The sequence below is a fragment of the Bradyrhizobium shewense genome (assembly GCF_900094605.1).
Taxonomy (GTDB): Bacteria; Pseudomonadota; Alphaproteobacteria; order Rhizobiales; family Xanthobacteraceae; genus Bradyrhizobium; species Bradyrhizobium shewense.
This window is the reverse complement of record NZ_FMAI01000016.1, coordinates 75,984-98,815: the sequence shown is the minus strand read 5'-3', so window position 1 is coordinate 98,815 and position 22,832 is coordinate 75,984. Positions and strand designations below refer to the sequence as shown.

General features: G+C 57.3%; 23 protein-coding genes. 16 read left to right on the top strand and 7 right to left on the bottom strand.

Going from position 1 to position 22,832, the window contains the following annotated elements:
• Positions 1-146: 146 nt before the first annotated feature.
• Complete coding sequence (locus tag GA0061098_RS27360) at positions 147-431, bottom strand: hypothetical protein (protein WP_091963925.1); 285 nt, start codon at positions 429-431, stop codon at positions 147-149.
• A 1,159-nt stretch (positions 432-1,590) separates the two neighbouring features.
• Here GA0061098_RS27360 and GA0061098_RS27350 point away from each other — a divergent pair.
• The 3 genes from GA0061098_RS27350 to GA0061098_RS27340 all read left to right on the top strand — a co-directional run bounded on the left by GA0061098_RS27350 (position 1,591) and on the right by GA0061098_RS27340 (position 3,582).
• Complete coding sequence (locus tag GA0061098_RS27350; protein ID WP_091963919.1) at positions 1,591-2,505, top strand: DNA-processing protein DprA; 915 nt, start codon at positions 1,591-1,593, stop codon at positions 2,503-2,505.
• A complete protein-coding gene (locus tag GA0061098_RS27345; RefSeq protein WP_091963916.1) occupies positions 2,480-3,124 on the top strand; it encodes a hypothetical protein in 645 nt (214 codons plus the stop codon). Before GA0061098_RS27350 ends, GA0061098_RS27345 begins: the two co-directional genes overlap by 26 nt.
• Positions 3,125-3,270: 146 nt before the next feature.
• Positions 3,271-3,582 (top strand): hypothetical protein, encoded by a 312-nt coding sequence (locus tag GA0061098_RS27340; RefSeq protein WP_245323634.1) that lies wholly within the window; start codon positions 3,271-3,273, stop codon positions 3,580-3,582.
• A 524-nt stretch (positions 3,583-4,106) separates the two neighbouring features.
• Here the strand turns inward: GA0061098_RS27340 and GA0061098_RS44085 are convergent.
• Positions 4,107-4,322, bottom strand: a complete 216-nt coding sequence (locus tag GA0061098_RS44085; protein ID WP_129590961.1) for a hypothetical protein — start codon at positions 4,320-4,322, stop codon at positions 4,107-4,109.
• Positions 4,323-5,259: 937 nt separating this feature from the next.
• Between GA0061098_RS44085 and GA0061098_RS44080 the strand changes: the two genes are divergently transcribed.
• The 5 genes from GA0061098_RS44080 to GA0061098_RS27330 all read left to right on the top strand — a co-directional run bounded on the left by GA0061098_RS44080 (position 5,260) and on the right by GA0061098_RS27330 (position 8,234).
• A complete protein-coding gene (locus GA0061098_RS44080; RefSeq protein WP_208610686.1) occupies positions 5,260-5,484 on the top strand; it encodes a hypothetical protein in 225 nt (74 codons plus the stop codon).
• A 616-nt stretch (positions 5,485-6,100) separates the two neighbouring features.
• Entirely contained in the window at positions 6,101-7,258 is a 1,158-nt protein-coding gene (locus tag GA0061098_RS27335; RefSeq protein WP_283808007.1) for an ATP-dependent Clp protease adaptor ClpS, read from the top strand.
• Positions 7,258-7,734, top strand: coding sequence for an AAA family ATPase (locus GA0061098_RS47020; protein ID WP_283808006.1), 477 nt, complete (start codon positions 7,258-7,260; stop codon positions 7,732-7,734). Before GA0061098_RS27335 ends, GA0061098_RS47020 begins: the two co-directional genes overlap by 1 nt.
• Positions 7,735-7,764: 30 nt before the next feature.
• Positions 7,765-7,923: a hypothetical protein gene (locus tag GA0061098_RS45200; RefSeq protein WP_165637637.1), complete on the top strand. Its 159-nt coding sequence runs from the start codon at positions 7,765-7,767 to the stop codon at positions 7,921-7,923.
• 11 nt (positions 7,924-7,934) lie between these two features.
• Positions 7,935-8,234, top strand: a complete 300-nt coding sequence (locus tag GA0061098_RS27330; protein WP_347337543.1) for a hypothetical protein — start codon at positions 7,935-7,937, stop codon at positions 8,232-8,234.
• Between the two features lie 977 nt (positions 8,235-9,211).
• Here the strand turns inward: GA0061098_RS27330 and GA0061098_RS27315 are convergent.
• Positions 9,212-9,424 carry a hypothetical protein gene (locus GA0061098_RS27315; protein WP_091963911.1) on the bottom strand — a complete coding sequence of 71 codons (213 nt, stop codon included), beginning with the start codon at positions 9,422-9,424 and terminating at the stop codon, positions 9,212-9,214.
• Between the two features lie 668 nt (positions 9,425-10,092).
• Here GA0061098_RS27315 and GA0061098_RS27310 point away from each other — a divergent pair.
• On the top strand, positions 10,093-10,278 hold the full coding sequence (locus tag GA0061098_RS27310) for a hypothetical protein (protein WP_245323661.1): 186 nt from the start codon (positions 10,093-10,095) through the stop codon (positions 10,276-10,278).
• Here GA0061098_RS27310 and GA0061098_RS27305 read toward each other — a convergent pair.
• A complete protein-coding gene (locus GA0061098_RS27305) occupies positions 10,252-10,851 on the bottom strand; it encodes a hypothetical protein (RefSeq protein WP_091963907.1) in 600 nt (199 codons plus the stop codon). The genes GA0061098_RS27310 and GA0061098_RS27305 overlap by 27 nt on opposite strands.
• A 422-nt stretch (positions 10,852-11,273) precedes the next feature.
• Between GA0061098_RS27305 and GA0061098_RS46310 the strand changes: the two genes are divergently transcribed.
• The 3 genes from GA0061098_RS46310 (at position 11,274) to GA0061098_RS46305 (ending at position 13,235) form a co-directional block, all read left to right on the top strand.
• Positions 11,274-11,906, top strand: a complete 633-nt coding sequence (locus tag GA0061098_RS46310; protein WP_245323632.1) for a Tm-1-like ATP-binding domain-containing protein — start codon at positions 11,274-11,276, stop codon at positions 11,904-11,906.
• A gap of 498 nt (positions 11,907-12,404) precedes the next feature.
• Positions 12,405-12,881 carry an Lrp/AsnC family transcriptional regulator gene (locus tag GA0061098_RS27295; RefSeq protein WP_091963905.1) on the top strand — a complete coding sequence of 159 codons (477 nt, stop codon included), beginning with the start codon at positions 12,405-12,407 and terminating at the stop codon, positions 12,879-12,881.
• Positions 12,882-12,902: 21 nt separating this feature from the next.
• Positions 12,903-13,235 (top strand): pyruvate kinase, encoded by a 333-nt coding sequence (locus tag GA0061098_RS46305; protein WP_347337542.1) that lies wholly within the window; start codon positions 12,903-12,905, stop codon positions 13,233-13,235.
• Positions 13,236-13,690: 455 nt separating this feature from the next.
• Here the strand turns inward: GA0061098_RS46305 and GA0061098_RS27280 are convergent, their stop codons facing one another.
• Positions 13,691-16,108 carry a TRM11 family methyltransferase gene (locus tag GA0061098_RS27280; RefSeq protein WP_129590958.1) on the bottom strand — a complete coding sequence of 806 codons (2,418 nt, stop codon included), beginning with the start codon at positions 16,106-16,108 and terminating at the stop codon, positions 13,691-13,693.
• A 212-nt stretch (positions 16,109-16,320) separates the two neighbouring features.
• Between GA0061098_RS27280 and GA0061098_RS27275 the strand changes: the two genes are divergently transcribed.
• Positions 16,321-16,935: an acyl-homoserine-lactone synthase gene (locus tag GA0061098_RS27275; protein ID WP_165637636.1), complete on the top strand. Its 615-nt coding sequence runs from the start codon at positions 16,321-16,323 to the stop codon at positions 16,933-16,935.
• Between the two features lie 1,001 nt (positions 16,936-17,936).
• Here the strand turns inward: GA0061098_RS27275 and GA0061098_RS27265 are convergent.
• Both GA0061098_RS27265 and GA0061098_RS27260 read right to left on the bottom strand, forming a co-directional pair.
• Positions 17,937-18,644 carry a helix-turn-helix transcriptional regulator gene (locus tag GA0061098_RS27265; protein ID WP_091963892.1) on the bottom strand — a complete coding sequence of 236 codons (708 nt, stop codon included), beginning with the start codon at positions 18,642-18,644 and terminating at the stop codon, positions 17,937-17,939.
• Positions 18,645-18,668: 24 nt separating this feature from the next.
• A complete protein-coding gene (locus GA0061098_RS27260) occupies positions 18,669-19,460 on the bottom strand; it encodes an alpha/beta fold hydrolase (protein ID WP_165637635.1) in 792 nt (263 codons plus the stop codon).
• A gap of 211 nt (positions 19,461-19,671) precedes the next feature.
• Between GA0061098_RS27260 and GA0061098_RS45690 the strand changes: the two genes are divergently transcribed.
• From GA0061098_RS45690 to GA0061098_RS27245, 3 genes are all read left to right on the top strand, one after another.
• The gene (locus GA0061098_RS45690) at positions 19,672-20,028 is read left to right on the top strand and encodes a hypothetical protein (protein WP_129590956.1); all 357 of its coding nucleotides are present in this window, start codon (positions 19,672-19,674) and stop codon (positions 20,026-20,028) included.
• 302 nt (positions 20,029-20,330) lie between these two features.
• Positions 20,331-21,677 (top strand): T6SS phospholipase effector Tle1-like catalytic domain-containing protein, encoded by a 1,347-nt coding sequence (locus tag GA0061098_RS27250; protein ID WP_091963884.1) that lies wholly within the window; start codon positions 20,331-20,333, stop codon positions 21,675-21,677.
• Positions 21,674-22,828, top strand: a complete 1,155-nt coding sequence (locus GA0061098_RS27245; RefSeq protein ID WP_091963881.1) for a pentapeptide repeat-containing protein — start codon at positions 21,674-21,676, stop codon at positions 22,826-22,828. Before GA0061098_RS27250 ends, GA0061098_RS27245 begins: the two co-directional genes overlap by 4 nt.
• Positions 22,829-22,832: the final 4 nt, after the last annotated feature.

Below are 22,832 nucleotides of genomic sequence, written 5' to 3'. Positions count from 1 at the left end.
TGTTCCGACGATCACGGCGGCCGTGATCGCGACTGAAAACGCTACTCGTGCCAAGAACTGGCCAGGACTAAGTCCGTCCCATGAACTCATTTTCTTGCTTTGCGTTGTAACTCGGGTTTTGCACCTTAGCCCTGGAAGTCCTTCAGTTAGATGCGCGCGTTGATCCAGTCCCAGACCTTTTGGGACAACCAGCCTTGATGCTGACCATTCACCAGTTTCGTGACCATCAGCCTGTCGTTGTTATCCATGTATCGCCGGATGTCAGAATCCAGCGTGTCGGCTGTGGAGGCGGACTGGATGAACCATACCGAGTCGAGACCCTCATCTTTGATATGTGGGTAGCGCGACATGTGATCGACGAGATTCTGTCGCGCCTGCGCATAGTTCGGCTTGTGTTTGTTTAGATCCCAAGTGACCAAATAGACGCCCATTGCTGATTTCCTTAAAGTAAAAGGGTAGCGCGCCGTACCACACGTGCGCCGCGAGTCGCCGGCGGAATCCAAATTACACACGCCTAAAATCATCGCGCGTGTTGATGCACGCGCCGGAATTGAGCGGCAACGAGGTTTCCGGCTAGCAGCGCGTTCCGGCAGCGCCGTCGCCACACGGTTGGTTCAGCGCAAATCAGTACCAAGCCATCGTGACCTGGCCGCCCAAAGCCAGGATTGCTCGGTAACGGATGCGACTTCCTTCATGAGCCGCGCGAAGCTGTCTTCGAGATAGTGACCGTACTGAGCGCAAAGATGCCGCGGCATCGCCACTCCACCGATCCGGCCACCGCAATCGCGAAGACTCTCGAATACGAAGGGAAATCGCGACGAAATTTGCCGTCGCAGTTCGTCGTGGGCGTCCAGCACGTTTGATTTCACTACTGCGTCCGCCCATAGGGAGAACTCAGTGATGTCCTCGCGGAGCTCGCTTATGCGGACAATCGCGTGACGTGGATGCTGCCGTGACTGCTTATCGCAGACTGTGAACACGTGTGCCCTGCGGATTTTCCGCATGGGACGGTGGCGATTTTCCCGTATGTTGATTGTCAACGTCCGCAAGAGGAAGGGGGCGCGGTCCCCCGCAAAGCGCCCCGCCCCAACCGACCCTCTACGGATCGTTCGCTTTGGAAGCCGCCGCACCCTAACGGGTCGGCGGCGACCATAGGCAGAGCCGCGCGGACCACTGCCTAGCCAAGACTATAGCTGGGATCAGTCGTCGACCCGGGGCGCTGCGAGCGAACGGCGCCAACTCATCAACACCTTTTCCTTTTTGGTGGGGGCAGCTGTTTTTAGTGGCGGCTGGCTGATCGGGTGCCCATGGAGGCCGCGATTCGTACGCCGCTATCGCGTGGGGGCTGAGGCGGCCGACCGATAGAGTCCCGGTCGGGCCCGATGAACGGGCACGCCAAGTGCAAATCAAGAAAATTTTAACCGTTTAACCCGATGTTTTGTAACGATATATCGCGATGTTCTTGATTCGTTCTTATAACGTGATACGCTCTCCTGCCGCTTTGGCCCCGCAAAAGCGTTGGCTCTTCAAAGTAGGGGACTTCGATTCTGCGGATTCGACGCCGCGGCAGGGGCTAGCTAGGGTTGGACGATGAACCTTCTCGCAAGAATGAATGATGGGCCGGCCGTACGGTCAATCTCCCCGCGCAGGGAGTTGGGTGCGTATGAAGCGCTGTGGCTCGAGAAGGGGGCTACGTTCAAAACGATCGCAGATAAATTCGCGTCAGATCCGACTGCCGTGCCCTCCGACTTCGTCTCAGGGATCGTGGCCGACGCTCGCGCATCCGAAGTTTTAGCTGGGCTCAAGAGGGCAGGCGTGTCTAGGTTCGGCACTCGGCTGAATCTCACCGGCAACTATCCTGCGAAGCTCCGAGATGCGAGGCATCCGGTCGAGATGCTCTATTTTCAAGGCGCTTGGGAGCTCGTTGAGACCCGATGCGTTGCCGTTGTCGGCAGCCGCAATCCAAGTGAAGACGGGAAGTTGCGTGCGGGAAAGTTGTCACGTGCGTTGGTTGAGCGCGGCTTCACCGTCGTCTCGGGACTCGCGACCGGTATCGACACAGCAGTTCATACGGCCGCGCTTGAGGCGAAGGGCCATACGGTCGCTGTGATCGGCACACCGATCGGGACCTATTACCCGAAGGAAAATCAGGCGCTCCAGCGCAGGATCGCGGAGGAGAATCTGCTTATTTCTCAGGTGCCAGTTCTCCGGTACGCCAGCCAGCACGTCCCCCAGAACAAGTTGTTTTTCCCTGAGCGCAATGTCACCATGAGCGCTCTCACCGAGGGAACGATCATCGTCGAGGCCAGCGACACAAGCGGGACGCTCACGCAAGCCCGCGCCGCCCTTCAGCAGGGCCGCAAGCTGTTCATTCTCGATTCTTGCTTCAAGCGGGACGACATCACCTGGCCGGCGAACTTCGAGAAGCGGGGCGCGATCCGTGTCCGCAACCTCAGCGATATCTGGGGTGCGTTGGGTAATGCCACTCCTCCTTCAGCAAATTGACGAAACCAACCGCCGGGACCACTGGTACCTTGATGAGGGTGACGATTGTCATTACCTCTACGAATACACGGCCGGTAAGGGTTGGCAGGGTGGCGACACCAATCAGCTGATTCACAATCTTCAGAAGAAGCGTAACGATGGTGGCTACCACTACAAAGCTCCGGCCGTTGCCAGATGCGCTCGCGACCTGTCTGCGGTCTTGAACGCCGAATGGCTAGCCAAGGCCACGATCGTTCCGATACCGCCATCGAAGGTGAAGACCGATCCTGCCTACGATGATCGGATGGTGCAGGTTTGCAGAGGAATCCGTGCGTCGGCGCCGCCAGACGTCCGGGAACTAATTGAGCAGATCGCCTCTACCGACACGTTCAAAGGCGGCAACCGGAAGGCACCGGCCGAACTCAAGCAGAACTACAGGATCGCGGAAAACCACCTGCAAAACCTGCGTGGTATTGTCGGCATCTTCGACGACGTTCTCACGACAGGCTCCCATTTCAAGGCCATCAAGGAGATGATTTTGGAGCGCGCGCCACAGACGCGCGTGATCGGTCTTTTCGTCGCCAGGCGCGCGATTCCAACTCCGTTTGGCGAGGTTTCGATCGATGAGTTGCTGAAATAGAGAGCTTCGCCGGGGGGGCGTGGCGATGGCGTCTAAGCTGATCGTCGTCAGCTCGACCTAACCCATTACAACAAATGCCCGCCGACACCCCCATCGCGTCAAGGGTGGACCTTATAGCGCCGCGGGGTACTGAGGAGGCTGGGCTCATGACGGGTCAGCGCGCACAACACGAACTGATAGGCTGCAACGACTGCGGCAGCGGTGTCTCGTTTTCGGCCTTGGCTTGCCCGCGTGAGCCAGCCGGGCCCTATGTGGAGAGCTCCGAAGAGCGACGCCTGCACCGGATCGAAGAGAAAAACGATCAGACCTTGATTGGCATGATGGTCTTGTGCCCCGGAATAGGCTTCTTCCTGCGCGGTGATGGTCGGCGCGTTTGGCGCCTTTGGCTACGGCTTGCTCGGCGCCATCATCGGCGCGCCCGCTGGCTTCATCATCAATGTCAGCCGGCGGCTTTTTAGCTGACGCGGCCGACGTTGCGAGAGGTCACGCACGATCTCCGCCATTTCCTTCCCCGCGAACAGAGGAAAGCCTGTTTGTTACCCACCAGAACAGAGGTTCTAAGAGGTGGGTAACTGAGGGGTATTTTCGTGAGCGATTTCAATCGCTGTTTGGAAGCTTGGCTAGCCGCGCCAATCCATTCCTGGATGATGGGAATGGAGGGCTCGAGCGTCGATGGCCACGTGGCACAGGCTTGCGCCGCACATAGCGGCGCCGATGAATGCCCCGCTGCTCACCCCGTTCCCAACATTGCCGAGCTCTCCGTCAGGGGGCCGCCCAAGTCGCTTCGCAACGGCGCCACAGTTCTCGCTGGCTTTCCAGCCTGCGGATCAACGCGCTTGCCCAGCTGATTTTAGCGTGCCGCATCCGCGCCAGCAATGCCACCGGATCAAGCATGCGGTCAATGTCCCGCAGCCAACCTTTAAATGCCTCATTGAGCCCGGGTGGACCTCGTACGGCGTAGCGGGAGGAAGATAGCCCTTGATCACGTGGTGGCTTCGCGGTGCTTCTCCTTCAGCTTAAAGGAAGGCTGGAAGAAATTGATGTGCAGCCGTGCAGCCGCAAACAGGCGAGCTAATGAGCGAGCGGCATCAATGCCTTCAAGCCGCCCGTAACTCACTAGGCGAACGATAGCTCCTTTCTTTTGTTCAACGAATGCCTGATCTTCTCCTGGTAGGTCCTGGAACGTGACTTTCGACAAGTGTGAGAACGGCACCACGACACGACCGCGTCGTTCATGAAGGCGCTGTCGTTGTCAAAATCGAGCCCACGAACGGGCCAGGGAAATAGGCTCTGCGCGCGCTCGAGCCTCGACCACAAGAGCTGCTTCACGCACGACGAGCGGAAGCGTTCGGTCCACCGCTGCTATATCCGCCATTGTTAACGTCTGAATGAACGCGCCGGATACGGACATGCCGCCGTGCGCAACCGGATAAGCTTCGCAATAACCGGCGGAGGTGATCCCCAGACTTTGAATGTGCGCACCGGGACTCGCGCCGTACGGCCCTGGAAAGGCCCGCGCCCTCTCGGCGTCCCCCGGCTGCTGCGCTCTTTACTTCGCTCAGCAGGCGATCGATCGTCGCCGCGCTCACTTTCAAAACCTCCCACCGTTCATCGGCAGAATGCTTCAACTTGCCCTGCCGTTCGAGACCCGGAAGCAAGAACGGGATCATCGCGACGAGCCGCTTACTGCAGAGCCGGTCACAGGCGTCCCACAGCACAATTAGTGCAACGTGAATGAAAGCTCTGTAGCTCCGGCCCCGTCGCCGCGGCACCGCCGAACCCGACAGTGCTCGGATCGCGTGCTGACGGTGCCGCCCCGTAACGGCGCAAAACTCGTCTGAAATCCGTTCCTTCTCGAGCTGCCCGCTCGCCCGATAATGCTTCGCCAGCGCTGATGTGGTCTCGCGCTTTGCGCGCGTGCCGATCTTTCCTGCCATGCCGCCACCGAACGATTCGGCAGCTCCGCCCGAGACACGACAAGGAAGTTGTCCGGTAACATTCTTTATTGCGCAATTGGGCCTTAAATCCGGATGTCGCTTGACGATTCTTGTCTCACCGGCGCAAGCAGTCCCGCATTGCCGCGTAAACGCCTCGAGGGTGGCTGTGCCTCTTCAGCGCACTCCCGAATGCCGGCGATGTTCGGCACAAAGAACCAAAATGCCGCAGCTGTCGGTGCATTAGGCGGCACCGCGTCGCCGATGCCGCTAGCTCTTCTTGATTGCCGAGGCCCCATGCCGCCTATTATCCACCACATCAGCGGTGATGAGGCGCAGCCCAAGTCAGCGGACATCGTGGTGATCGGTGGTGCGTTTGTCAGCGCCAGTGCGCCCGTATCCTGGCGCGGCGGGGCCTATAGCTAGCGCTTGTCCAAAAGGAGGATATCGGTTGCGAAAAGTCCGGCCAGAGTGTGGCTAGCGCCGTCGGCAAAACCGCGATGCGCGTGAACGTCCGCTCGCTAATCTTGCAACTCGCGAGCTTCAAGAAGCGAAGCTCATGCTCCTGGGCAGGTCCCGATTCTCCTGCAAAGAACAGTTTGAGCGTCGTTTTCGCGACCGGCATGCAATTTGCTGAAAGATCCGGAAACGAGAGAGGCTTGATGACAAGCAGTGACATCATTCGTCAACTACACCAACACCGGCGCGTCTTTTCAAGACTATAGGAGAGAGCAGAATTGTGAGGATACTGACAAAGCCCAAACATGCCGTCGCCCGGGTCCACTACGCGCTTGTGCGTTTGGTCCGGCGGGTCCTGCGTGTCCTTACTCGGCTATCCCAGTCGATTGCGCCATTCGGGCCAATCGACGCCGAACTGGATGGGGCGCACCGTGAGGCGCCAATGAATCCTCCGGCAGTCCATGTGGCTGAATGGTGCCTGGACGGCAAAGCGCAAGTTCATCTAACAACCGGACGACGAATGGAGCGCATCAGGCGTAGTAAGGCCGACGACAAACCGTTTCACTCATACTAGGAGCTTCGGATGGATGAACAAGTTTGCACTGTGCCCGAGTCTGCTCGGCTGGTGTTTCAAGATGCCGGGGAGACGCCACGCGGTTTCGTGGTGGATCTATTCCGGGAGGTGTTCGGCAGACATCAGCGCGATGCCTACGCCCTTTCCATGTTGATCGAACGGCAGGACAAGGCCGCGTGCGGCCCCTTCCCACCGTCAGTTGCAAAGGCGCTCTTCGATGCGGCGCAGGAACGAATCCGAGCTAAAGGACATACGTTGCAAATCACCTCCGAGCCTGCTGGCGAAACCGAGGCGCCAGATCCGTCCGAAATCCAGTTCGAATGTGCCCGTGACGCGGTTGCCTGGCATTTCGCCGATATCCCGCCGAACAGCCTCGTGACTATGCTGCGGCAATTTCCCGGCCACATGCGCGCGGACATCCAGATCGCAATCGACAAGCTGTTCGCTTCGCCGGTCCGCTTCTTTGGCCTGCTGCAGCAGCGATGGACTTTGGAGAAGCTGTCATTCGCGGAGCTCCGGCGCGCCGGAGACGATCCCGTCTTGGTGGCGTCGCCACAATACCACGAGATCGACATCGGCGAGGCTATGCCAGTCAAATGCCTGCACAATGGGCTGTGGCTATCCGAGGCGAACGAGTTTCGTTACGCTGTCGTGCTGTCCTATTACCGCGAGCCCATTCAACAATGCGGGACAAGCCCAGAGGAGATGATGCTCATTGAGGTCGCGGTGCCCGCCGGCGGGGCCGGCGAGTCTTTCGCGCAGCACTGCTTCGTTGAACTGGAGAGAGCGGTGCAATCCGCCGGATCGTACCGTGGCAAGATCCTGTCCCTCGAGAGCGATCCGAATTACAGCGGCCGTTCGCGCGGCGTTACGGTGCATCGTTGGCCCCGGGTAGACCGCGCGGACGTGATCCTGCCCGAAAAGGCGCTCAAACTACTCGATGGAAATGTATTGAGCTTTGTCGGAATGCGCGATGCGCTGCGCCAGCTCGGCCAATCGACACGCAAGGGCATCTTGCTTTATGGCCCGCCCGGCACCGGCAAGACCCACACGATCCGATACCTCGCAACTAACCTGGCTGATCAGACCACCCTAATAATGGCAGCCGGGGAGGTCGGTGCGCTCGGTGAATATATGAACCTCGCCCGGCTGTTGCAGCCGGCTTAGTGGTGATCGAGGACGTCGATCTGATCGCGCGCGACCGCAATGAGATGCGAGAAACGAGAGAAGAAGTGCTGCTCAACAAGCTGCTCAATGAGATGGATGGGCTGAAGGAGGACGCCGACATCCTGTTCTTACTTACCACCAACCGACTGGAAGAGCTCGAGGGCGCGCTCGCGGAGCGGCCTGGCCGGATCGACCAGCTCATCGAGATGCCTTTACCTGATGCTCATGGCCGCGACAAGCTGGTGCGGCTCTATGGCAAACGCCTGCCACTCACGGAGGCCGTTGTCGCTGAAGCCGTGCGACAGAGCGAGGGCGTCAGCGCCGCCTTCATCAAGGAGTTCATGCGGCGCATCGCGCAATCGTCCATCGCGCGCGATGGCGGCAAAACGGTCATCTGCAATGATATCGATCAGGCGCTGGACGCTATGCTGCCGTTGAGGGGGCGCGGATCGCAGACCGGGCAAGCTGGGCCGTGAGCCGCGACAAGGCGCAGGAGCGGCCACAAAGTGTCCGCGCAGTTGTCCGAAGTCGGTCAGTTGGCGGACGTTCAGATCGGCGGCGAGCTGACCGGCGAGATGGGATCCCGCAGGCGGCTCGTGCGTCAGCGCATGCAGGCGGACCATGAGGCGGCATGTTCCGGTGAACCGCCGCGTGTCGAGAAGTGATCGGATTTTGATTGTTCGTGCTCGGTTCCGGGACCACGTGCTTTCCGCCAATAGCGCTGCTGCGCCAACTCTTCAATCGGGCGAATGACAACTCCCACTTCCCGTCTGCCGAGCGCCTTGCTATGGGCAAAGAGTTGTCCGAACACATTCTTGCGCTGAATCCTCCGCAACGGGACGGCGGCTTCAAGTACCTGTCCTATGGTGCGGTAGCGCAGTATTATTACGAGAGCGGCAACAAGGATCGCGCAATCGAATTGGTCGAGGTGGCGTTGAACTCGCTAGCCGTCCTGAGCCTATCCCCGACGAACTGAAACAGAACGAAACGTCGCTGTTGGCTGGCGGGAGCTGAGGCCTTGTGTCAGCGACACCTTGTCGAGGCGTGTCTGCGGAGATGCTAAGTCACTACTCCACTGCTTTGTTCCCGGTGTTTTAGGCAGCCGTACTCGGCGTTTTGCACTGTGCGGATCGTGTCAGATCGACGAGCCAGTTCGTCGTAGGCCGTGCCAACCCTGAGGAGCGATGCCTTGGTTTGGGGGTGCTCGCAAATGGCGGCTTTCGCTCGGAACTCCTCCGCTCGATCCCGGGAATACGTTGGAGTGAAATGGCGTTCGATGCCCATGACGGCCAACCACCTGTGGTCCGGTCAGCTTAATTAATGGACCCTCGCTCCGTGTGTCCCTTTGTCAGGCACTCTCTTCGGCCGGAAACGGCTATTGGGTCTTGCGGCCAGGCAGCAGCCTCACATAGGTGCCGCTCTCGTGCGGCTCGAGCCAGCCGCGCTCGGCTGCGAACTTGATGCCGGCCCCGAATCTGTCGCCTTGCAGCCGTTCTGCGACAGGAACGGCGCGTTGATCTTCTCGATATGGATGCGGCGGTCCTGGACCGCCTCGATGCCGGCGGCGGGCTCGAGGAGCTTGCGTGCGGCAGCCTCGGATTGGAATAGGGCCGTTCGTTAGTCAGGTTCATCGATATCCCAGAGCCAGTGGCGGCTTGCCGCTCTCGAAATCGGGTCTGACATCGGCGCCGCGTCTACCGCAGGCCCGGCAGACGAACCGCGACCCGATGTCCCGTAGCCGCACATCATCAGCCCATCGATCGCCGTTCAAGGCAACGCTGTGGCTACCGCCATAATCGGCGCAGAAAACGATGACGCGAATATCCGCAGCCACCATGAAAAGAGAGTGTGCGCCGTCCGGCTCGGTTGGGTCGCAAGAGGTGATCTTGGGGGCGCAATGCAGCCCATCGTTGAGAACCCGCCGGCTCCCAGGTCGCCGGGTTTTTCAATCGACTAGCCCTCCTGGCAGGTGATGCCGAGGCGATCGCAAGTGAGTGCGAAAGACTCTTTTGATTTAGGATCTTCAAAACAGAACCTAGTGCCGATCTCCGCGCGGTCGGTCCACCAACCAATGTTAGCAGCTTTTGCGATGCGGGAAGCTTCGCCCCGCAACAGGTCAAGCTGTTTCCCGGCAGCACGAACAATCAGGCAATTCTCATTGGGCATAAAGGTCTCTCCGAAGTGAATCGGGGGGCGTCCCCGTCAGTACGAAGGCCGCAGCAGGGGGACTGCTGCGGCCAGCGCGATGGTCAAAATAGACCGGGTGAAAAGGTCTAAGTAAAATATGGAGCCAGCCCCGGTGAGACGGAGCGTACCGCAGCCTTTCTCGCTTGCAATATGATCTACTTCACAATGTTCCGCAGGCTTAACGTGCATCGAGGAAAGGGAAGCCCCGCCGGGGCTGGCGGGCCTTCACCTCTGACGGCCGCGTATGTCCCCCACGACCCCATCCCAAGAGCAACACTGACAGATTCGCGCTAATGACGGGCCATGAGCGTGGCAGAGTTGGCCCGCGATATGCTTAGGATCTAAGCGCCGCGCCGATCGTGCGGAACGTCGCGGCTCGGGCCGTAGGGGTCGTACCAGAGCGGCGCCTGCGGCCCTGCTGGACACACATCCGGGAATAATAGGCAATCGTAGGAACAGCAGATCGCAAATGTGCTTGTGTCTGGCGGGTGACGGCCTCGTCCCACGAGGCAAGAGCCTGTCCGGCGGCCCCAGCATCGTCATGCCCCCCGGCCTGATGCTGGGGCCACCACGGGCGCCGTTTCTGTACGAGGCGCGCGGCGGCCACATGGTATCACCTCGCCGTCGATAGGGACGCAACTGGAAAGATCCGGCGCTACAAGAACGGCGCGATGCTTGGCAGCGCGACGCCAGCCAACAGCGCTGTGAACGGTCCGAGCAATCTTTACATCGGTGGTGCCGGGCTGTTCGGCAATGCCGACCCGCTCAACGACTGGATTGACGAACTGCGCATCACCAAGCTGGCGTCAACGCGTTGCCAAAAGGGAGTTTAGCCTGCGTAGCGCCGTACTGTATGCCTCGGCGGTACTTATTACAGTATCAAAGTCCGAAGGTCGTTCCTTCAATTGGGCTGGCTTGGTGTCTTTTGGTTTTCGGTGCCGGTTCTGAATGGGCTCCTTGGCCCGCCGATAGTCGTTCAAACACAATCTAGCTAACGCGATGGCTTCGTTAATCTCTGGACCTAAGGAAGAAAGACCTTTTGGGTCGGATCGCTCGATAGCGCTCGGCAACGGAAGCACGCGTAATTCGACGGGTTCGGCAAAATCTCCCTTGTAGATCATTACGGCATCATCAACCTGTTTTATAGTGTCTTCAATCGTGGCGCGGAGGTTTGCACTGAGCGTCGCCTTCTGCTCCTGCTCCTTTCCCAGTTGGAGGAGGATGGTGTCGCGGGCGTTGCGAAAAGTAACGTACGCCGTAATTGCGGCTGCTAGAACAGCTGCAGTTGCTCCGATAGCAGTAAGTATTCCGTTGGTCTGGGCAACATCGGCGGCTATTCGAGCTGCTTCAACCGTGGCTCTTGCGCTGATCTTAGAAGCTTCGATGGTTGCTTGATCGTGGGTCATGCTTCAACCCTCGGCTGGATTGCATGAGCTGAGAGCTCGATACTTGTAGCGCAAAATCGGGAAGCGGCAGATTCCTATTTCCAAGCAACCGGCATTGAACTTCTTGGGCTCGCCGGTGATGCCGGCGTCCTTCCAGTCGAGGATTGGCAGGGTCGCCATGACCACTAGGAGGGCCTTCTGGAAGGCTGCGCAAAGAGGGCGCGTAGACTTGCAATTGTCCGGCTTTAGCTATGTCCGACATGTGTGTGGCAAGTCTGCCGGCACTTCCGCTCTCACCGTTTCTACCCAATCTTACCCACTTGCGCGCCTCACCGATCTTATACCCGGGTACAACCAGGTCTAGACCTTCTGTTGTTAGGAGTGGGAGGAAGATCGTGTCTCGCCATTGCACGGACGGCCAGAGGTTGGTCCGGGATGGTAACGTGTCCGAACTGGCTATTGGTTCCGCGACTACGGGGGCGGTCGCGATCGTGGCCACGCTGGATACGAAGGGCCGCGAGGCGTTTTACCTTGCCGACATCATCGAGGCGTGCGGCCGCAAGGCCATACTGATTGACGTCGGCACTAAGAGGGATGGCGCTAACAAACAAGCCGATGCGAAGGCGCCCAACGAAGTCTTGAAGCAGATTGCTGAAAGGACGCGCAGTAAGGTTGGTGACCTGCCGGGATCAGCTATGGCCCTGGACGTCGAGCATCGCAAACTTGTCCGCCTTGGCTACATCAAGGCAGGTGAAACGATTTCGGAGCTCGCAAAGCAGCTGGGACTAGATTCCGCTGAGCTTAAAAAGACAATCGAGGAACACAATGCGCACGCTGCCCGAGGACGGGATCCCCTCTTGAATGGTGTGGAAAACGGCTTTCAATCGAACCTTCGGCGATCCGACCGTGGAAAAAATCCAAATCTTGGACCAAACATGGACGGACATTTGTCGCGTTTCCGATCATTCAGGCAACGCTTGGCACGCCCGCCGGATTGGCGACCGACAGTTACGGAAGCGTCCTGGGTGCACAAGGCAACGCAATCTAGGGTCTTCATGCTTGCGGCGCCGACATGACTTCCCGTGCGTGTATTTTATCCCGCGGCCGGCACAACAATCGGTCGCGCCATCGTATTCGCATATCGCACGTTCAACGCAATAGTGCTTTCCGCTGATCAGGAGCAAAAAGCCGCGCTTCCAGAGCTTGACCGTCTACCACACTCGTGTGTGCCGAGGGAATATGTGTGCGGGTCCGGGGCGCGCATCGATAGGACTAGAGTGAAATAGCCTTCATCTGCAGCTCTCAGCAAAGGTAGATCCCGACTGGCCACATTCTCGAGATGGCGGCCGGCTTCTAGCGTGGTGAGCCTCCGGCGGAGGGGGAGATCGCCGCATCAACTGTCTTCGAATATCGCGAAGAGCTGGGCTCCCATAGGTGTTCCAAGACAGATGACAGCGGGAGAAATCGATCGTTCAACAGCTAGGCTGCGTAGTGACGAGTTGAAAATGCCAGGACAAGCCGCGCAGGCGTCTACTTCTCGGACGCGATTGCAATCCGCTAGCCGCGAGGCAGTGATGAAACTCGACAGGATCGATTTTCGTCTTCTTGATCTCGTCCAACGAGACAATCGCCTCTGCAGTGAACATCTTGGAAGGAAGGTCGGCCTATCCGCATCCGGAGTTCAACGTCGGCTGAAGCGCCTTCGAGCCAAGGGTATCATTGAGGCCGACGTTTCCATCATTTCTCCAAAAGCAATTGGGCAGAATGTGACGGCAGTGGTTCTCATTTCCTTAGAGCGCACGCGTGCCGACACCGTTGATCGCCTAAAGCGGCAAATTCGCAAGATGTCTGAAGTGATGAGCGCATTCTACGTTACAGGTCTGGCCGACGTCGTCTTGCTAGTTACCGTAAACGATATGGAAGATTACGAGCGGTTTGCCCGGCGTCTTACAGACGAAAGTTCAGAGATAAGACGCATTGAAACAATGATTGTCATGGATCGGTTCAAAGCAGGCTTCACTTTGCCAATAGCGTCCATCGCATGGTTTTAAGCGACGGACGAAGACGTTTGTTTGCACAACTGCCGTCGACCGCATCGTAAGGGTCGGCTTTGGCCTTTCAGATGGGGGGATACATTGCGTCGCTCGCGTCACGCCAAGATCTGGCAACCATCCGTCCGGCATGTACCGAGCCTGAGAAGATACGAGCTCTCTACCTTTTCCGGGGTCGATATCTTTCGGCTAAACCTCAGTCACGGAACCCACGAAGACCACGCCAAGAGTTATGTGTGTGTCGGTGAACTCGAGCGGGAATTCGGCCGGCCGATAGGCATCCTGCGGTATCTCCAAGGTCCAAAGCTTCGCATCGACTCCCTTGAAAGGCAGGCTGGCTTTGAGCACTGGTGAAACGGTCCGCTTTGTGATCGACGGAGCCAAAGGAGCGAAGCAATCGATACCCTTGCCTCATTCGGAGATTTTTATAGCCATCCATCCCGGACGAGAACTTCTCATTGACGCCGGCCGGGTGCGCTTGAGGGTTACCGAGCCAAAAGACGGAGAAATCGTTGCGCAGTGGCGTACCTTCGCTCCAAGGCGCGGTATTCACTGAACGTTTGCACGGAAGGAGATTGCGCGGCCGTCGTGGCTACGCCGAAGGCCAGAGGTCGTCGTTCTAGTTATTGCCGATACGGCCTGGTTAGCGCGTCGGGATTTCCCGGTCGACGATTTCCTGAATTTGGCTCATCGTCAGGTCACGGCGGGTACTCATCAATTCCCGAATCCTGTCGATGCGTTGGTCGCGCACGAAAGACTCTCCGAGAGTGAAGGTGTCCTGCTCTCCGTCCTCATCGAAGATGAGCGGACTAGATAGGGCCGCGAGCGTCCACGCTGACGTTTTCCTGAGAGCCATCACTTTCGTCCTCCACATTCTGTCGAGTATAAGTGAAAAAGCTGAATTTGAGTATCGAGCGGGACACACCGGCTGGGGAAAACCAATAATATGGGGGCCGGAATATACCAGCGCGATCGGGGAGGCCGTCGGAAAAATTCACGATCTGCTTGCCTTGGTCGTGAGCTGCCGTGATGATTTGCTGAGTGACGACAGATCGGGTTTGGTAAAACGGGACCTGTCTGCCGTTCCGGGAATGCTCCGGGAGGGAAACGATCAGTTGCCCCTTCGGAGAGAGCGATCTGACCGCCTGCGGAAAGAACGTTCCGAAGAGTCCCATCAGGCTGCCCCCTTCGAAATGGGTATTGAAGCCGTATGGCGGGTCGGTGATCAAGATGTCGAACGCCCCCGGGAAATTCTCGAGCGCTCGCGCTGAGTCCTCGACATTGGCGATATAGATACCCGGTTCGAGCTTATTCGCGAGAAGGCCTTGCTTTAATTCGGATACCGTAATCCGCTTGATCTTTTCCGCCAGTTCGCTCAGTCGCTTCCGATCCAAAAGCGATTGCGGGGAATAGGTGCCCTTTGCAAGGGCGAAGCGTTGGTGTCCGTCTGTGATCCACGTCGGGCATCTCATCGCCTCGACATGTTGCTTGAGTTCGACTGAGAACTGCTGAAGCTCACGACGGATCACTGCTAGGAGATCATCGTGAGAGCGAACCGACGATCTTCCGTTCACCAAGCCGCGCCAAGCGAGGTAACACAGCCATTTGTGCGTCGATTTCAGTGGTTCTAGAAAAGTCTGGAAGGAATCGCCGAAACCTTTGTCGAGGACCTCCTGAACCCAGCCAATGAACTTGGCGTTTTCCAGCTGTATCGAGGTAGTCGAGCGGTCGTTGATTAGCTCGTACAAAAGTCTCTCGACCACAGCGACCAAAAGATTCTCCGGCGACTTTCGTTTGTCCCACTTCGGTTGACCGAATGCGTCCAGAAAAGTCTTGATGTCGTCGGCGAAGCGTTGCTCGGCATAGACGGGGTCGCAGTATGAAGTCTTGAAGGTCTCAACATCTTCGATGTCTGCAGCCAAGAACTCGAGATTGTCGCGGCAGAGTGAATAAGAGAACGAGTCCTTGTCAAAGCCCACGACAATCGCATTTTGAAAGCGGTAGGCGAGATCGATTAACGTTGTGCCTGTTCCGCAGAATGCATCCAGGATTATCGGGGGGGTGTTGGGATTCCCCTCTTGCGTTCTTGCCCAATGATCCTGAGCGATGTTGACCATCGCGCCACATAGAGTGTGGGGCAACGTCACGGGGGCAAGCCAGGCGGGCTTTCTTTCCTTAAATAAGTTCAGCTGGCTGGCGTTGTAGATCAACTGAGCATACACGAAAAAGTATTGCTTCGTTCCACGCGAAAAGTATCCGCGCAAATCGGTTTCGTGGACGTTGTGGTCCGATACGAACCAAATCGTGGTGTCATCGCAAGCACCTGCTTTGATGCTTTGCTGTCTTTCAACCCAATATTCTTTCAATCCGCTGGCGACTATTACTCGTCCGTTCGTTTCGCTCGGGATGAGCGATAGCATTTGCTGAAGCGTCAGTTCCCCGATTGCGTGCTTCCTGAAATAAAAGCGTACTCCGTCAAGGCCGTTTCTGAGGGAGGATGCGGAATGGGCCTTCTCCCAAGGACTGAAGAATTCATCGGCATATGGCACAAGAAAGAACTTCTTCTGCGGGGTACGATCTAGGTAGCGATTGAGCTGAGCGATTAAGTCGCCCTTGGCCGCTTTTTCTATGTTTCTGGCGTAAAGCCCCGGTCCGGCTGACTGAATGTACCCCGATGCCGAAACGACATTTTGCAGGTCAATTTCAAGCGATAGCGGAATGTGGAGGAGTGCGGACGTGTGATAGTATTCGAGAATGATCGTCCGCTCCAAAGATTGTCGATGGTAGCGTATCAGGTGATCGCCGACTTCTTTGATGCGCTGTACGACGTCCTTGCGTGGTAGCGGCTGCTCCCCGAAGAAAGACGTCCAGATCTCCTCGATGAAGGAGGTGTAGTCTGAGTCGCTAACGAAGTATGTATTCGCGCTATCTGCGGTCGCGGTTTCTGGACGTACCTTGCTATTCAGTCGAACTAGCGCGACCAATTCGTTGATGGCCAAGTTGGTCACCGACATATTCTTCCAAAAAAGAAAGAACACCGTTCCTGTCAATCGATTGAGGCTGTTATTGCTCTCGAAGGTGTTCGAATAGAACCATAATTGCTTGAAATTGCGAGAGAAGGCTCTTTTGTTGACGGTGAAGCGCAACGCTTCTTTTTGGGAGCGCTTGGTTCTGTTTGATCGGACAATGCTGATTGCGTGCTCGGCGGCTTGGGTTAGAGCGGCCAACAGATGGTCTTGGGAGGGAGGTGTCATGATTTTGAAGCGTATCTCTGAAGAGCGAGCAGCTTAGCGGCAGCATTCTTTGAGTAACCTCGGGACCTTCCCAGTTCCAGTCGCCACCTTTGGTCGGTGGAGGTTGCCGCGGTGGTGTTACTAGGGATGTTCCCAGTGTTGAGAATCGGCGCCGCCTGCTTCTTATGAGCAACGATGGAGCCGACATGATCGAATCCTTCTCGCTCTCGACAGCTCATTTGTTCCAGGACGCGATGGTGGCGCAGGCGCGTCTGCGATACAAGGTCTTCGTCGAGAGGCGCGGATTACCTCACCAGCACTACGAAGATTTGGAGTTCGACGAATTCGATACTCCATCGGCGCTCTATCTCGTTTGGCGTGATAGCGAGCGCGTAGTCCGCGGGCTGATCCGGTTGCTGCGGACCGATAGACCCTACATGCTCCAGAGCCATTGGCCTCATTTGGTTGAGGGTGATGCTCCCTCTTCGGAGCAGATATGGGAAATGACGCGAGTGTGTGTCGATAAATCGGTTGCGCCGAAAGTTCGGCGAACCATCATTCCCGAATTGCTTTGCGCAGTATCGGAACATGTCGGTCGATCCGATGGAATTGGCGTGATAGGTGTGACGCGTCCACATCTGATCAGTCACTTCGTGCGCGACGGGGTTTGTTGGCTTGGCGCGCCGGATCTGATCGAGGGCGAGATCGAGCGCGCGTTCTATGTGCCGTGGGAGCACATCAGGCCTGCTTATCACTGCATGAAATACGGAATCGGCAACGTCTTGTACTGCTCTGGAAGAGCTACCGAGAGGGCCGCATGACCGTTGATCGCAAACGCAAGGAGTCGGACGCTGTCGTTGCGGAGCGTATGGCGGACGCTGTCGCTTATCTCATTACGGTGGCGAGGGAAGCGGGGTTGGGTTCGATCTCGTCTGACCTGCTCGCGATCCGGCGCAAGCTACGGGCGAGAGCAAAGGTAGATGACGCCTCTCCGCCGTCGCCAGCGTCGAATGAAACGGATCATATAGAAGCGCGGTATTCAAAATGATCTTCGAAGAGCTCGAGTCGCAAGTACGTTACTATTGCAGACGGACCAAGGTTTTCACCAAGGCCATGGCTCGCGGGTTTGGGACGGGAGGGGCGCGAGTTCATCGATGTTATGTCTGCTTGCGGATCTCTTAATCTTGGTCACAATGATCCGCAGATGAAACAAGCTCTGATAGCCTATCTGCTGGAAGACGCGATTGGGAACGCTCTGGATTTTCATACCGAAGCGAAAGCAAGTTTATCGAGCGGTTGCAGCAGCTGATCTTGCAACCAAGACAAGCTCGAGTACGTGCTTCAATTACGGGGCCTACGGGCGCGAACGGCGTCGAGGCTGCTCTGAAACTGGCGCGAAAAGGTGACAGGGCCGATCGATTGTCGCCTTTACGAATGCCTTCAACGGAATGACGACCGGAGCACTTGCCGTAACGGGCTCGATTGCACTGGGGCCGCGGGAGCTTCGCGGACGAGATGCTTTCAAGATCCAAAGCGCTAGATCGATGGCTCGATGGCGTTGTCTCCAGGCATTCCTAGGCGGTAGGCGAAAGAAGGGCATCGGGATGATGGCGGGGCTTGAGTTCCAGAATCCGGCAGTCACGGAGGCCGTGATGCAGGTGGCCCGAGACCCTAGAGTCCTGATTGAGAGCTGCGGTCCTCACGATGAGGTAGCAGATAATGGCTCCATTGAACATTGAGATAACGTTGTTCACCGAAGGCTTGAATTGACTTGAGAACGCGATCGACGCCGTGTGCGCGATCAGCCGTGCGGCTTAACGCTTCAAATGGAGATAAGGCGGCACTGAATGCCCTTCACCACCGCGGTGATTCTATTGCTCACCCCGAGCTTGCGTATCGTATTCGAAACGTGAAACTCGACCGTCTTTTCCGAGATGTGAAGGATTTCTCCGATCTCCCAATTGGTCTTGCCTTCCTTGCACCATCGGAGGCACTCGACTTCCTTCGAAGTCAAATCATTCGGAGGAAGGATTTCGTCGCATTCCAACTCACTCAACCTGAATCTGTACTGATACGTAAGTCCTAAAAGCTTGGGCAGAATGTTGGGAGCTTCGCGCCTTTCGTCCCGCATGCTGAGGCTGATTAGATGCACTTCCCCACCCGGCCCATGAAGAGGAATCGTGACTCCTGAGTGGACGCCCATATCTCGGCAGTTCTCGATGAATGTTCTCTGAGCGCGCGAAATCTTTTGGCTGCCACAGGCTTCGCTCCACGTGAAGGGCCTTCGCGCGGACGGTACGAAATGGACGACGGGGTCCAGCTCGTCCCATCGATTGGAAACATACGACTCAGCGTATCCCGCGGGAAACTTCAGCCACGGAATATCCACCACCGAACGATTGCGGGTTTTGGCATAGACTGCGTTCTGGTAGCCTTCCGCCTCGACAGCTTGAAGGTAGATGTCCTTCAAAGCTCCGACCGTTTCCGCGGACCGAGATGAACTAATGAAATTCTCAATGCTTGCAATCATGCTGCCCCCAGCTTGCTTGCCTGGCTAATGTGCGTCGGCGATGTCGAGGAAGTCCCCCAAGTGGCTATTAAATACTGCAGCGCATCTCAAATGGGGAGCATGCCCTCCGTCAATCAAAATGGGATCATTCAACCATAAGTTATTGTACGTCAAGCGGCTTAAGTGATCGCGGTTGACGAACGGATCCGTTTTCCCCTGCACGATCGCCAGCGGTTTGGGACATGTCGCGACGGCGTCGACCTCGTCTGTGCCAAGCCCGGCAAGACCGTTCTCCATCATGAAGCGTCTCGCGAGGCCGTCTGTTCTCGCGACCGTTCGCCATAGGACGGAAGTCTCTTCCGGCATGCCGTCGAGCATCGCCGTCGCGTAACGCCGGCAATCCTCCGCCGAAAACGCTTCCTTGCCGGCCAAATCCATGTCGGGAGAGGACAGAAATCCCTCCGACGCCCCGAGCGCGCTGAGCCTTACCGGCGGGGTGCCGGTGACAAGCAGCGAACGGACGCTTGTGAAGTTGGCCCACATCTCAATGCCGATATGGCCTCCCAATGACCAACCCACGACGTGATATTGCGAGGTCCCGAGAGACGTCATGAGCAGATCGAGTACCTTCGCATAACCGGGAAAGCTGTAGGTCGTGCGAGGATCGGCGGCATCGTCCGAAGCTCCATGCCCGGGCAAATCGACTGCGACTACTCCGAACCCCTTTCGAGATAAGTAGGGGATTTGCTCCGCGAAGATCTCTTTGCAGGAGGAGTTGCCGTGAATGAGGAGGATCGTCCCCCGGCCCTTCTCGGATCGCGTGAACGCGATGTTCATGCCTTGGACGACCAGGCTCTGCAAGGGTGAGGATGTCATATTCTGAATGGCGCCCGCTTGCCGAATCGTGCGGTAACAATGTGCAGAAAGCGTGCCTCGTAGAGTCGACGAAAGACGCTGGGGACGTCCCTAGTTCACATCCGCGGAATTTGGAGCTACCGGGGACATATCGGGAAGTAATGAACCATCACGGTTCGGCGTGGACCTCGGCATGTTTCCTTTGGTTTTGGCTGGCGTCGCCTTCGCACTGAGCTTCGCCATTCCCGATCGCGCACTCAGGTTCGGGTCTGCCGTGGGCGCCAGGTTTCTGGAGCGGGGTGACAACATACCCCCGGCCGGCACCCCGCCGTCTGCAGCGAGCCTTAAGCTCTGGCTTGAGCCAAACGCTTCGGCCGCGAAGGGTATGTTCGCGTGGTCCTACCGCTCGATGTCGGTTTCCTTCTTTGCCTCGGTATATTTCTCGCTGCTGGATCTTATGAACTGGCCAAGGGCACCGGCGCGCCCTGGTGACTATTCTATGCGCTGCCGGCCGGATACATGGTCACCGACCTCACCGAAGATTGCCTGATCGCGATAGTTCTGTCGCGGTCACCTCGGGATGTTTTTAGAACGTTCAATCGTATGCGCACCGTGACCAAGGTCAAGCTGCTCCTTGCCGTCGCATCTTCCGCGCAATGTTTCTTTGCTGCTCTGTGCGCAATCTACAATTGGCTGAAGTTGGTCTGAGAAAACCTCAAGGCGTATTCACCTGGAGCGTGAATTCGGAGCCGACTAGGGACGTTCCTAGTCTACCGGACCAAAAATTCTCGGCAATGTTCTCGATCGAAATCCGCGCAACTCCGCCTTGGATATTCAACCCGATTGCCATCCATGACAAAGCGCATCATTCTTTTGCTCGACGGTACTTGGAACGACTCGGACTTCGGAGTTTACGACACGAACATCGTTCGCATGCGCGAAGCGATCTCGCGGACCTTGAGAGCCAAGGGCTCGTCGAAGGGGGAAGCCGTCCCAGGCAGCAGTCCCGAGACTAGGGTCGAACCGATCACGACCAAGAACAAGAAGAACATCATCTTTTATGAACGAGGAGTAGGCACCGGGGCTTTCCTGGATCGCTTTTTCGGGGGCGCTTTTGGTTTAGGGTTAGATGGCAACATCCGCCGGGCATATAAATTCTTGTCCTTCCACTACGAGCCCGGTGACCAGATATTCATCTTCGGCTTCTCCCGGGGAGCTTATACCGCGAGGTCGCTGGTAGGGTACATCCATGCTGCCGGCCTCTTAAGGCGCGAAACCTGTACAGCCGACCTCGAACAGGAGGCTTGGGATTTCTATCGGTGTCCGCTGAACGAGCGTCTTCCCGGTGTATGGAGCTCGTTACTTCCCCACATACACGACAGGTCGACGCTCCGTGTGGCTCTTCTCGGTGTCTACGATACCGTGGGAGCACTTGGCATCCCGGCGAGCGCTTTCAGAGTTGCGAACCGCGATACCTACGAATTTCACGATGTGGAGCTCTCCTCGATCACCGATGTCAATCTTCATGCATTGGCCATCGACGAGCATCGGGAGGCCTTTGAGGCCTCCTTGTGGAGAAAGAGCAAATTCAAGAACTTCGAAACGAAAACCGAGCAGGTTTGGTTCGCCGGTGCTCACTCGGACATTGGCGGGGGGTACGTCAACGAAGACACCGAGGCGCAGCGCGAACACGCGTTGGACGACCTTTCGCTCGATTGGATGATCAAGCGAATTCGCCACTACTACCCGGACTTCCCGATTGATCAAACGGCCTGGAAGGACTTGGATGCTGACGAAGTGCGATCCCGAGCCAGTTGCCAGCTGCACGATTCCCGTACGTTGCTGTTCCGTCTTTTCCCGTACGCATTCAGATCCATCTCGAACTATCGGGTAGCTGCAACAAGTCGCCGCATCCCCCAAGTGGTCAACGTCAGCCGGGATAGGCACGCCGAGCCGATCGAGGAACGCATTCACGTCTCGGTACTGATGCGAGCCTTTTGCGTACCCCAACTCGGGTATACCGCGCAAAATCTCCAGGCGGTACTCGAGGTAATCAAGCGCGGATACGGGCAGCCGAATCCCGAGATTGGCATCGTGGGGTGGGATGGCGAACCGCTTTCGCCCATCAGTGTGGACGCGATCCTTCTGGACAGCCATCTGAGAATCTCCACCGACGGCGAGAAGGAAGTACTCAAATGACGACGATTGAAGTGTTCGTCCTGATCTTCGCCGCTTTGGGCTTTTCTGCGATTGTATTCGCGCCGCGGGTGATCATACCGAATTCTAGTTCGGCTAAGTACGACGAGATTCTACGGGTCGCGACCACCAGAAATGCGATCAGATCGACCATGGCTCAAGTGGTAGCTGGGCTCGCGTTCGTCGCCACGTTCATGCAGAGTTCGGTGAATTACAGTCTCGACTACAGGCAAAAGACCGATCTGGCCACGGCCGATCAATTCGCAAAAGCCTTCTCGCAATTGAAAGAAGCACCAGACAACACGTGGGTAACCATTGGTAGTTTCAACGTCTTGGCCCGCATCGCCGAATCCGATCCTCTCTACAGGGCCTCGACCTATTCCGCGATGGCCCAGTTCATCAGCGTGCGGTCACGAGCAGTATGCGGCCTGAATGCGGGCGCTCCGAAGCATGACGCCTACAAAGACGCTGCTTTCGCGCAAGATGCCGCGGTCAGCGCCACCACCCGTCTATTCCTGGAACGGGGGGCGGATGATCACCTTCGGAGGCAATACGACCTCGATGGAACGTGCCTTGCGAATGCGGATGCCTGGGGCACGCGCGGCTTGAGCTGGTTGTTCATTCCTGGCGCCAAGATGCTTCGGATCAGTGCCGGGGAAACGACGATCTCCGACTCCGACATGAGAGGTGTCGAGGCGGGAGTCGTTCACAATACGAACTGGTCCGAATACAGTGCACTGGGGGCGTGGTCCTTGCATCATGAGGTCGCAGCGGAGAAGTTGGCGCGTTTAAGGGCCAATTTCTCGAACGCAAAGTTCCAGCGCGTGCAATTGGATGGAGCTGGCATGGAAGGCGCGAACTTGGCAGGCGCGTCTTTCAGCGGAGCTTCTCGGCTTGTCGGAGCGAACTTCGAGAAGGCCGACTTGAGCGGGGTGACATTTGGCGACTCGGATATGAACAGTGCGGGCTTATGGGGCGCCAACATCGCCCGCGCCGATTTCTCGAAGGCGAACAACCTAACGGTCGAGCAGATTAGATCCGCTTGCGTACGAGATGCCGACCCGACGAATACGTGGTCATCGATCGCGCCGAGCCTTCCGTCGAGGATGGCAGCCCGGGTTCAGCGGGCCGGCGGAATCGAACTCTGCCGCTGATAGA

Excerpts from the sequence above, each read along its gene's own strand:
- GA0061098_RS27360 (WP_091963925.1), bottom strand. The coding sequence starts at position 431 with ATGGGCGTCTATTTGGTCACTTGGGATCTAAACAAACACAAGCCGAAC.
- GA0061098_RS27350 (WP_091963919.1), top strand. The coding sequence starts at position 1,591 with ATGAACCTTCTCGCAAGAATGAATGATGGGCCGGCCGTACGGTCAATC.
- GA0061098_RS27345 (WP_091963916.1), top strand. The coding sequence starts at position 2,480 with ATGCCACTCCTCCTTCAGCAAATTGACGAAACCAACCGCCGGGACCAC.
- GA0061098_RS27340 (WP_245323634.1), top strand. The coding sequence starts at position 3,271 with ATGACGGGTCAGCGCGCACAACACGAACTGATAGGCTGCAACGACTGC.
- GA0061098_RS44080 (WP_208610686.1), top strand. The coding sequence starts at position 5,260 with ATGTTCGGCACAAAGAACCAAAATGCCGCAGCTGTCGGTGCATTAGGC.
- GA0061098_RS27335 (WP_283808007.1), top strand. The coding sequence starts at position 6,101 with ATGGATGAACAAGTTTGCACTGTGCCCGAGTCTGCTCGGCTGGTGTTT.
- GA0061098_RS27315 (WP_091963911.1), bottom strand. The coding sequence starts at position 9,424 with ATGCCCAATGAGAATTGCCTGATTGTTCGTGCTGCCGGGAAACAGCTT.
- GA0061098_RS27305 (WP_091963907.1), bottom strand. The coding sequence starts at position 10,851 with ATGACCCACGATCAAGCAACCATCGAAGCTTCTAAGATCAGCGCAAGA.
- GA0061098_RS27295 (WP_091963905.1), top strand. The coding sequence starts at position 12,405 with ATGAAACTCGACAGGATCGATTTTCGTCTTCTTGATCTCGTCCAACGA.
- GA0061098_RS27275 (WP_165637636.1), top strand. The coding sequence starts at position 16,321 with ATGATCGAATCCTTCTCGCTCTCGACAGCTCATTTGTTCCAGGACGCG.
- GA0061098_RS27265 (WP_091963892.1), bottom strand. The coding sequence starts at position 18,644 with ATGATTGCAAGCATTGAGAATTTCATTAGTTCATCTCGGTCCGCGGAA.
- GA0061098_RS27260 (WP_165637635.1), bottom strand. The coding sequence starts at position 19,460 with ATGAACATCGCGTTCACGCGATCCGAGAAGGGCCGGGGGACGATCCTC.
- GA0061098_RS45690 (WP_129590956.1), top strand. The coding sequence starts at position 19,672 with ATGTTTCCTTTGGTTTTGGCTGGCGTCGCCTTCGCACTGAGCTTCGCC.
- GA0061098_RS27250 (WP_091963884.1), top strand. The coding sequence starts at position 20,331 with ATGACAAAGCGCATCATTCTTTTGCTCGACGGTACTTGGAACGACTCG.
- GA0061098_RS27245 (WP_091963881.1), top strand. The coding sequence starts at position 21,674 with ATGACGACGATTGAAGTGTTCGTCCTGATCTTCGCCGCTTTGGGCTTT.